Raw genomic sequence first — 9911 nt, 5'->3', positions numbered from 1 at the left:
CTGTACCGCGCGGGCAATCCGCTCGTTCAGGACATCGTCACGCACTGGGGCGAATGGCGCGACGGCGTGCCGCGCCGTTGACGGCCAGCGTCTTCAGCGAGAGATCGACGCGAAGTTCAATGCGCGTGCGGCGCGGAACGGAACGGCGTCCAGACGGGCGTCGTGTCGTCCCAATGATCGAGCGGCGAAGGAAGTTGATCGTTCATCACAGGCTCCTGCAACTAACTGACTAATCGGGTGTTCGATGGCGGTGTCTCGATGCCGCGCCGCGGATCATCCGCTGCGCGGCGTTGCGCGTTGACCGATGCTCAACGGCCTGCGCCGGCGAGCTGATTGCCTTCCGGTGTCGGGCGATACGGGCCTTGCGCGAGTTCGAGCCCTTGCGGATACGAATTCGCCTTGCGCAGCCAGGCCAGCGTGCCGTCGCGGCGGGCCTGCTCGACTTCCGCGCTGACTTCGGCGCGCGTGCGCGGGCCGTTGTTGTGCTGCGTGTACCACGACGTGTTCGCGTAGTCGCCTGCGTGCGGGGTGGTCGTATCGGCGAAGGCCGGTGCGGACACGGCGAGTGCGAGGGCGACGGCGGAGAGAAGATGGCGGCGGTTCATGACGTAACTCCTGTGTTGGTCGGAGTTGGCGCGTCGGCGCTTGCTCCGGTCCCGTCAAGCGGGATCTGTTCGATGCGCAACGAGGTGCGCGACAGGGTTTACTCTAGGGGGACGTTCCGGCGCGATAAATGCGGCTGACGCGAATTGAATTGTCGTGATGGTGGAACAATCGCGATCCGTACTGTCGGCAGGGTTACTCGAAAATCGCGCACAGCCGCCTGCAGCGGGGCTCCCGGCGATTTAGCGCGACGCGCGTCGTCACGCACGCGGCCGATTGCCGCGCACGGCGCAAAGGTGTGATGCGGATTCAGGAAAGGCGCTGTGCGGGGCGGGGAAGGCGGCACGAACGTGACGCCGTGGCGGCGCGAAGGCAGGACGGCGCGCGGGCCGCACAGCCCGCGCGCCGCGGTTCAGACGATTACGCGACCCATTCGTTGATGACCGGCGTGTCGAGCGCCGGTGCGCGCTCGGCTTCCTCGAACGTGCGCTTGCTGCACGTCGCGTCGAGGCTGCCCTTGCCGCTCAGCAGCGGGCAGCGGTCGAACACTTCGGCGATCCAGTCGACGAACACGCGTACCTTCGGCGACAGGTGCCGGCTGTGCGGATACACGACCGAGATCGGCATCGGCAGCGGCTTGAGGCCGGGCAGCACTTCCTTGAGCCGGCCGTCGCGCAGGTGCGGCAGCACCATGAACAGCGGCGGCTGGATCAGGCCGAAGCCTTCGAGCCCGCACGTCACGTACGCATCGGCATCGTTGACCGACACGATCGCGTTCATCTTGACCTCGACTTCCTTGCCGTCGGTCAGGAACGTCCAGTCGATCGTGCGGCCCGTGCGGCTCGAGAAGTAGTTGACGGCCTTGTGGTCGTTCAGATCCTCGATCGTCCGCGGCTCGCCGAACTTCTCGAGATACGCGGGCGCAGCGACCGACACGCACTCGAACAATCCGACCCGGCGCGCAACCAGCGACGAATCCTGCAGCGCACCGACGCGGATCACGCAGTCGACGCCTTCCTGCAGCAGGTCGACCGGCCGGTCGGACAGGCCGAGCTGCAGGTCGATGTCCGGATAGCGCGTGTGGAATTCGCACAGCGACGGAATCACCAGCAGCCGCCCGATCGAGCCCGGCATGTCGATACGCAACTTTCCGTGCGGCTTGCGGTTGTTGTTCTGGAAGCTTGCTTCGGTTTCCTCGACATCGGCGAGGATCCGCACGCAGCGTTCGTAGTACGCGGCCCCGTCCGGCGTGAGCGACAGCCGGCGCGTGGTCCGGTGCATCAGCCGCACGCCGAGGAAGGCTTCGAGATTCTGGATGATCGTCGTGACGGACGCCCGCGGCAGGCTGAGCGACTCTGCTGCCTTGGTGAAGCTGCTTGTATCGACGACGCGAGTAAACACCTGCATGGCCTGAAGCCGGTCCATCACAACCTCCGCAATCTAATTTGCCGCCCGAACGACAAGGCTGCGCTACCTCATGGGTAAGCGCAGCCTGGATTGTTCGGGGGCGTTGAATTGTGTTGCCGGATTATAGGCATTTATCCGGATGTCTGCCGGACCCAGAATTCGTTCCATCTCGAAATGGATGCTGCATCGTCATGGACGCTTCTGAATTCAGCAAATTCCTGAAAGCCGCGTTGCCCGCCGAAGCCAGAGCCGGCGCGGCACTGACGGTCGCGGAGGTGGAAATCCCCGGCTACGCGCAGGACATCGTGCTGCGCCTCTATCGGCGCGCGGACAAGACCGGATTGCCGGTAGTGCTTTACTTCCACGGCGGCGGTTTCGTGCGCGGCACGCTGGATGACGCCGATTTCGCCGCGCGCTTTTTAGCAGAACGCTTACCGGCTCTCGTAGTGTCGGTCGATTATTCGCTCGCGCCGGCCTTTCCTTTTCCGGCCGCGCCGGAGGATGCGTATCGCGCGGCCGTGTGGGCCGCGACGCGCGCCCGCGCGTTCGGCGGCAATCCGAAGAAGATCGGCGTCGCGGGGCACGATGCGGGCGGCCAGCTCGCAAACTGTCTCGCGTTCATCGCGCGCGATCGCGGCGAAGTGTCGATTGCCGCGCAGGCCCTGTTCGGGCCGATGCTCGACCCGAGCATGACGCGCATCGGCGACGCCGAACGCCTTGCGTCGGACATCACCGCGCGCGAATGCGCGGCCTGTTATCGCGCCTATCTGCCGCAGGCGGCGCAGCGCATGCACCCGTATGCGGCGCCGCTCGAATCGGTGCGCCTCGCGGGCCTGCCGCCGACGCTCGTCGTCACCGCGCAGAACGACGTGCTGCACGTCGAAGCGGAGAAATATGCGGGCTGCCTGATTTCATCGGGCGTGCTCACGCAGGTGATCCGCTACCCGGACGTCACGCACGCGGCGCTCGCGACGCACGAGGCCGCGCTCGAGGAGGCCGTGCGCTTCTTCCAGTGCCGCTTCCAGGCGCGCCAGCCGAACCGTTCCGAATAACCAGAACCAATCCACGCTTATTGGAGATCCACATGGCCATCCTACGCACCTCCCGCTCCCGAATCGCGACCGCGGCGATCGCGACGCTCGCCGTCGTCGGCCTCGGCACGTTCGGCGCGATGCGCGTGAACGCGAACGCGCCCGAAAAGGCGGCAGCGCCGCTGCCCGAAGTCGACGTCGCGACCGTCGTGCCGCAGACCGTCACCGACTGGCAAGGCTATTCGGGCCGCCTCGAGGCGGTCGAGAAAGTCGACGTGCGCCCGCAGGTGTCGGGCACGATCGTCGCGGTGAACTTCAAGGACGGCGCGCTCGTGAAGAAGGGCGACGTGCTGTTCGTGATCGATCCGCGCCCGTACCAGGCGGAAACCGACCGCGCGGCCGCGCAGCTCGCCGCCGCGCAGGCCCGCAACGGCTATGCGCAAAGCGACTGGCAGCGCGCGCAGCGCCTGATCGGCGACAACGCGATCGCGAAGCGCGACTACGACGAGAAGCAGAACGCGGCGCGCGAAGCGACGGCGAACCTGAAGGCCGCCGAAGCCGCGCTGGAAACGGCGCGCATCAACCTCGGCTATACGCGCATCACCGCACCCGTGTCGGGCCGAGTGTCGCGCGCGGAAATCACGCTCGGCAACGTCGTGTCGGCCGGCGCGTCCGCCGCGCCGCTGACGACGCTGGTGTCGGTGTCGCCGATCTACGCGTCGTTCGACGCGGACGAGCAGACCTACCTGCAATACATCAACGGCGCGCGCAACGGCCGCAAGGTGCCGGTCGAGCTCGGCCTCGCGAATGAAACCGGCTACTCGCGCAGCGGCGAGATCGACTCGGTCGACAACCGGCTCGACACGTCGTCCGGCACGATCCGCGTGCGCGCGCGCTTCGACAACGCGGACGGCACGCTCGTCCCCGGGCTCTACGCGCGCGTGAAGGTGGGCGGCAGCGCACCGCACGAGGCGCTGCTCGTCGACGATGCGGCGATCAACACCGACCAGGACAAGAAGTTCGTGTTCGTCGTCGACCAGCAGGGCCGCGTGTCGTATCGCGAAGTGCAGCAGGGCATGCAGCACGGCAACCGGCGCGTGATCGTGAGTGGCCTCGCCGCCGGCGATCGCGTGATCGTGAACGGCACGCAGCGCGTGCGGCCGGGCGAGCAGGTGAAGCCGCACATGGTCCCGATGACGGGCGGCGATGCGCCGTCCGCGCCGCTCGCGGACAACGCGAAGCCGGCCGCACCGGCGAAGGCGGAATCGTAAGCGGCCCGCCGCTTCGATTTCCGCGTTCAACCAGACAGAGCAACCCATGAACATTTCCAAATTCTTTATCGACCGGCCGATCTTTGCAGGAGTCCTATCGGTGATCGTCCTGCTCGGCGGGGTGATCGCGATGTTCCTGCTGCCGATTTCGGAGTATCCGGAAGTCGTGCCGCCGTCCGTGATCGTGAAGGCGCAGTATCCGGGCGCGAACCCGAAAGTGATCGCCGAGACGGTCGCGTCGCCGCTGGAAGAGCAGATCAACGGCGTCGAGGACATGCTCTACATGCAGTCGCAGGCGAACAGCGACGGCAACATGACGATCACCGTCACGTTCAAGCTCGGCACCGATCCGGACAAGGCCACGCAGCTCGTGCAGAACCGCGTGAACCAGGCGTTGCCGCGCCTGCCGGAAGACGTGCAGCGGCTCGGCATCACCACGGTGAAGAGCTCGCCGACGCTGACGATGGTGGTCCACCTGATCTCGCCGGACAACCGCTACGACATGACCTACCTGCGCAACTACGCGCTGATCAACGTGAAGGATCGCCTGTCGCGGATCCAGGGCGTCGGCCAGGTGCAGCTGTGGGGTTCGGGCGACTACGCGATGCGCGTGTGGCTCGATCCGCAGAAGGTCGCGCAGCGCGGACTGTCGGCCGAGGACGTCGTGCAGGCGATCCGCGAGCAGAACGTGCAGGTCGCGGCCGGCGTGATCGGCGCGTCGCCGTCGCTGCCCGGCACGCCGCTGCAACTGTCGGTGAACGCGCGTGGCCGTCTGCAGACGGAAGACGAGTTCGGCGACATCGTCGTGAAGACGACGCCGGACGGCGGCGTCACGCATCTGCGCGACATCGCGCGCATCGAGCTGGACGCGTCCGAGTACGGGCTGCGCTCGCTGCTCGACAACAAGCCGGCCGTCGCGATGGCGATCAACCAGTCGCCGGGCGCGAACTCGCTGCAGATCTCCGACGAAGTGCGCAAGACGATGGCCGAGCTGAAGCAGGACATGCCGGCCGGCGTCGACTACAAGATCGTCTATGACCCGACGCAGTTCGTGCGCTCGTCGATCAAGGCCGTGGTGCACACGCTGCTCGAAGCGATCGCGCTGGTCGTGATCGTCGTGATCGTGTTCCTGCAGACCTGGCGCGCGTCGCTGATTCCGCTGATCGCGGTGCCGGTGTCGATCATCGGCACGTTCTCGCTGCTGCTGGCGTTCGGGTATTCGATCAACGCGCTGTCGCTGTTCGGGATGGTGCTCGCGATCGGGATCGTGGTCGACGATGCGATCGTGGTGGTCGAGAACGTCGAGCGCAACATCGAAAGCGGGATGAACGCGCGGGCGGCGACCTACAAGGCGATGCAGGAAGTGAGCGGGCCGATCATCGCGATCGCGCTGACGCTCGTCGCCGTGTTCGTGCCGCTCGCGTTCATGTCGGGCCTGACCGGCCAGTTCTACAAGCAGTTCGCGATGACGATCGCGATCTCGACGGTGATCTCGGCGTTCAACTCGCTGACGCTGTCGCCGGCGCTGTCCGCGATCCTGCTGAAGGGCCACGGCGACAAGGAAGACTGGCTCACGCGCGTGATGAACCGCGTGCTCGGCGGCTTCTTCCGCGGCTTCAACAAAGTGTTCCATCGCGGCGCGGAGAACTACGGCCGCGGCGTGCGCGGCGTGCTGTCGCGCAAGACCCTGATGCTCGGCGTGTACCTCGTGCTGGTGGGTGCGACCGTGCTCGTGTCGAAGGTCGTGCCGGGCGGCTTCGTGCCCGCGCAGGACAAGGAATACCTGATCGCGTTCGCGCAGCTGCCGAACGGCGCGTCGCTCGACCGCACCGAGAAGGTGATCCGCGACATGGGTTCGATCGCGCTGAAGCAGCCGGGCGTCGAGAGCGCGGTCGCGTTCCCGGGGCTGTCGGTGAACGGCTTCACCAACAGCTCGAGCGCGGGCATCGTGTTCGTTACGCTCAAGCCGTTCTCGGAACGGCACGGCAAGGCGCTGTCGGCCGGTGCGATCGCCGGTGCGCTGAACCAGCAGTACGGTGCGATCAAGGATTCGTTCGTCGCGGTGTTCCCGCCGCCGCCGGTGCTCGGCCTCGGCACGCTCGGCGGGTTCAAGATGCAGATCGAGGATCGCGGCGCGGTCGGCTACGCGAAGCTGTCGGATGCGACCAACGACTTCATCAAGCGCGCGCAGCAGGCGCCTGAGCTGGGCCCGTTGTTTACGAGCTACCAGATCAACGTGCCGCAGCTGAATGTCGATCTCGACCGCGTGAAGGCGAAGCAGCTCGGCGTGCCGGTCACCGACGTGTTCAACACGATGCAGGTGTATCTCGGCTCGCTGTACGTGAACGACTTCAACCGCTTCGGACGCGTGTACCAGGTGCGCGTGCAGGCCGACGCGCCGTTCCGTCAGCGCGCGGACGACATCCTGCAGCTGAAGACCCGCAACGACCGTGGCGAAATGGTGCCGCTGTCGTCGCTCGTCACGGTGACGCCGACGTTCGGCCCGGAAATGGTCGTGCGCTACAACGGCTACACCGCAGCCGACATCAACGGCGGCCCGGCGCCGGGCTTCTCGTCGGGTCAGGCACAGGCGGCGATCGAGCGTATCGCGCATGAAACGCTGCCGCGCGGCGTGCGGTTCGAATGGACCGACCTCACGTACCAGCAGATCCTGGCAGGCGATTCGGCGATGTACGTGTTCCCGATCAGCGTGCTGCTCGTATTCCTCGTGCTCGCCGCGCTGTATGAAAGCCTGACGCTGCCGCTCGCGGTGATCCTGATCGTGCCGATGAGCATTCTGTCGGCGCTGACGGGTGTGTGGCTCACGCAGGGCGACAACAACATCTTCACGCAGATCGGCTTGATGGTGCTGGTGGGGCTGTCCGCGAAGAACGCGATCCTGATCGTCGAATTCGCACGCGAACTGGAGCATGACGGCAGGACGCCGCTCGAGGCCGCGATCGAGGCGAGCCGGCTGCGGCTGCGCCCGATTTTGATGACATCGATCGCCTTCATCATGGGTGTCGTGCCGCTCGTCACGTCGACGGGGGCGGGTTCGGAAATGCGCCATGCGATGGGTGTCGCGGTGTTCTTCGGGATGCTCGGCGTGACGCTGTTCGGGCTGATGCTGACGCCGGTGTTCTACGTCGTGCTGCGCACGCTGGCGGGCGGCAAGATCCACGTCGCGGGCAAGGACTCGGCCGGTTATGGCGTGTCGCCTTCCGGTGCGCCGGCTACGGATGCTTGAGGACAACAAGATGGACAACATGCACAACACGAATGGCCTGATGCGCTTCGCGAAGGTGGCGGCCGCGAGCACCCTGCTCGCGACGCTGCTCGCCGCGTGCGCGGTGGGGCCCGACTACAAGCGCCCGGACGTGTCGACGCCCGCGGCGTTCAAGGAAGCGCCGACGCTCGCGGCCGGCGAACAGGCCGGCACGTGGAAGACCGCCGAACCGGCGGACGGCGAGCATCGCGGCGAATGGTGGAAGGTGTTCGGCGATCCGGTGCTCGACTCGCTCGAGTCGCAGGCGCTCGCCGCGAACCAGAACCTGAAGGCCGCGGCGGCGCGCGTCGAGGAAGCGCGTGCGGCGACCCGCACCGCGCGCTCGCAGTGGTTTCCGCAGGTCGGCGCCGGGTTCGGGCCGACGCGCGAAGGGCTGTCGTCGGCGTCGCAGTTCCAGCCGCAGGGCACGGGCCCGACCACCGCGACGCTGTGGCGCGCGCAGGGCACGGTGTCGTACGAGGCCGACCTGTTCGGCCGCGTGAGCCGCAACGTCGAGGCGTCGCGTGCCGACCAGGCGCAGAGCGAGGCGCTGTTCCGCTCGGTGCAGCTCGCGCTGCAGGCGGACGTCGCGCAGAACTACTTCGAACTGCGCCAGCTCGACTCGGACCAGGACCTGTACCGCCGCACGGTCGAACTGCGTGATCAGGCGCTGAAGCTCGTACAGCGCCGCTTCAACGAAGGCGACATCAGCGAGCTCGACGTGTCGCGCGCGAAGAACGAGCTGGCAACCGCGCAGGCCGATGCGGTCGGCGTCGCGCGCCGGCGCGCGGCGTCCGAGCATGCGCTCGCGATCCTGCTCGGCAAGGCGCCCGCGGACTTCGCGTTCAAGGAAACGCCGATCGTGCCGGTCGCGGTGAAGGTCCCGCCGGGTCTGCCGTCGGCATTGCTCGAACGCCGCCCGGACGTGTCGGCGGCCGAGCGCGCGATGGCGGCCGCGAACGCGCGGATCGGTCTCGCGAAGTCGGCGTACTTCCCGAAGCTGGATATCACGGGTGCATTCGGCTATGAGGCGTCGACGCTCGGCAACCTGTTCATGTGGTCGAGCCGCACGTTCCTGCTCGGGCCGTTCGCCGGCACCGCGCTGACGCTGCCGCTGTTCGACGGCGGGCGGCGGGCGGCCGGCGTGCAGCAGGCGCGCGCGCAGTACGACGAGCAGGTCGCGAACTACCGGCAGCAGGTGCTCGTCGCGTTCCGCGAGGTCGAGGACAATCTCGCCGACCTGCGTCTGCTCGACGACCAGATTCGCGCGCAGGATGCGGCCGTCAATGCGTCGCGCCGTGCGGCGACGCTGTCGCGGACGCAGTATCAGGAAGGCGAAGTGGCCTATCTCGACGTGATCGACAGCGAACGGTCGGTGCTGCAGTCGCAATTGCAGGCGAACCAGCTGACCGGGGCGCAGGCCGTGTCGACCGTGAACCTGATTCGCGCGCTGGGCGGCGGGTGGGGTACGGTGCCGACGGCAGTCGGTGGCACGTCGTCCGGCAAGGAGGACGTCGCCGCACGTTGATGCAGCGGCGGCATCGCCGCCGCAGGAAGCAGTCGATGAACAAACCCCGGTTCGTGACGACACGAATCGGGGTTTTTTATTGGCGGTCGGCCTCGGCGCTTGCTCCGGCGCGTGCGCAACGGCGGCAGTTGCAACTAACGGTCTATCCGGCCGAGCGTTGACGAATGCGGCGGTGCGGAGCGCCGCGCCGCCTACTCGGGTTACTCGCTACGCAATTTCCCGACAATCTGCAATAAGCCGATATCTCGCCGCGGGGGCCGTCACTACCATCCATCGATATCGATTCCGCGTCGTTCGCGGATGACCTGATGGAGCCATATCGGATGGCGCGAGCACTCATGGAGCCCGTGACGAGCATCGACGCGGGACGGCGGTTCAGGCGAAGCCGCGCGCTTGCCTGGATGGCGATCGGATTGACGCTGCTGCTTGCATACGGCATTGCGCGGTATGTGTCGCGCGCCGCGCCGGCGGTCGTGCTGCCGCAGCGCTTCAGCGTCGACGTCGATCGGGCCCGGCCGCCGTGGGCGCGGCCCGTGATCGCGATTCGCGACGGCGTGCCCGCGCATATCGACGTGCATTCGAAGGAAGCGGGCGTCCTGATGGCGCACGAAATCCCGGGCGCGCTCGCGGTGTGCGCGTCCGGCCGCGAGCAGTCGATAGACATCGTTCCGGTCGGCATCACCGGGCGTTTCTCGCTGCATTTCCACAGCCGGACAGGCGACCCGATCGAAGTCGCCGTGATCGAGATCTACCCGCGGCCGTGACCGCACCGTTATTCCATCACGACAAACAACACGGAAGGAGAC

At 66.9% G+C, this 9911-nt stretch carries 7 protein-coding genes; 5 read left to right on the top strand and 2 right to left on the bottom strand.

What is annotated here, in order from left to right:
- Positions 1-308 precede the first annotated feature (308 nt).
- Both DIE16_RS30490 and ceoR read right to left on the bottom strand, forming a co-directional pair.
- Positions 309-605, bottom strand: coding sequence for a DUF4148 domain-containing protein (locus tag DIE16_RS30490; protein WP_044845765.1), 297 nt, complete (start codon positions 603-605; stop codon positions 309-311).
- Positions 606-1023: 418 nt separating this feature from the next.
- Entirely contained in the window at positions 1024-2028 is a 1005-nt protein-coding gene (ceoR, locus tag DIE16_RS30485; protein ID WP_044845764.1) for a putative multidrug efflux transcriptional regulator CeoR, read from the bottom strand.
- A gap of 173 nt (positions 2029-2201) precedes the next feature.
- Here ceoR and DIE16_RS30480 point away from each other — a divergent pair, with 173 nt between their 5' ends.
- The 5 genes from DIE16_RS30480 to DIE16_RS30460 all read left to right on the top strand — a co-directional run bounded on the left by DIE16_RS30480 (position 2202) and on the right by DIE16_RS30460 (position 9869).
- Positions 2202-3062, top strand: a complete 861-nt coding sequence (locus tag DIE16_RS30480; RefSeq protein ID WP_044845763.1) for an alpha/beta hydrolase — start codon at positions 2202-2204, stop codon at positions 3060-3062.
- A 32-nt stretch (positions 3063-3094) separates the two neighbouring features.
- Complete coding sequence (gene ceoA, locus DIE16_RS30475) at positions 3095-4312, top strand: multidrug efflux RND transporter periplasmic adaptor subunit CeoA (protein WP_044845762.1); 1218 nt, start codon at positions 3095-3097, stop codon at positions 4310-4312.
- A gap of 46 nt (positions 4313-4358) precedes the next feature.
- On the top strand, positions 4359-7559 hold the full coding sequence (gene ceoB, locus DIE16_RS30470; RefSeq protein WP_124530140.1) for a multidrug efflux RND transporter permease subunit CeoB: 3201 nt from the start codon (positions 4359-4361) through the stop codon (positions 7557-7559).
- A 10-nt stretch (positions 7560-7569) separates the two neighbouring features.
- A complete protein-coding gene (gene opcM, locus DIE16_RS30465) occupies positions 7570-9105 on the top strand; it encodes a multidrug efflux transporter outer membrane subunit OpcM (protein ID WP_124894016.1) in 1536 nt (511 codons plus the stop codon).
- A gap of 323 nt (positions 9106-9428) precedes the next feature.
- A complete protein-coding gene (locus DIE16_RS30460) occupies positions 9429-9869 on the top strand; it encodes a hypothetical protein (RefSeq protein ID WP_260434482.1) in 441 nt (146 codons plus the stop codon).
- The last annotated feature ends 42 nt before the right edge of the window (positions 9870-9911 follow it).

It is taken from the genome of Burkholderia sp. Bp9090 (assembly GCF_003857985.1).
Taxonomy (GTDB): Bacteria; Pseudomonadota; Gammaproteobacteria; order Burkholderiales; family Burkholderiaceae; genus Burkholderia.
Note: the sequence above shows the minus strand (reverse complement) of the source record. Positions and strands in the feature narration are given on the sequence as shown.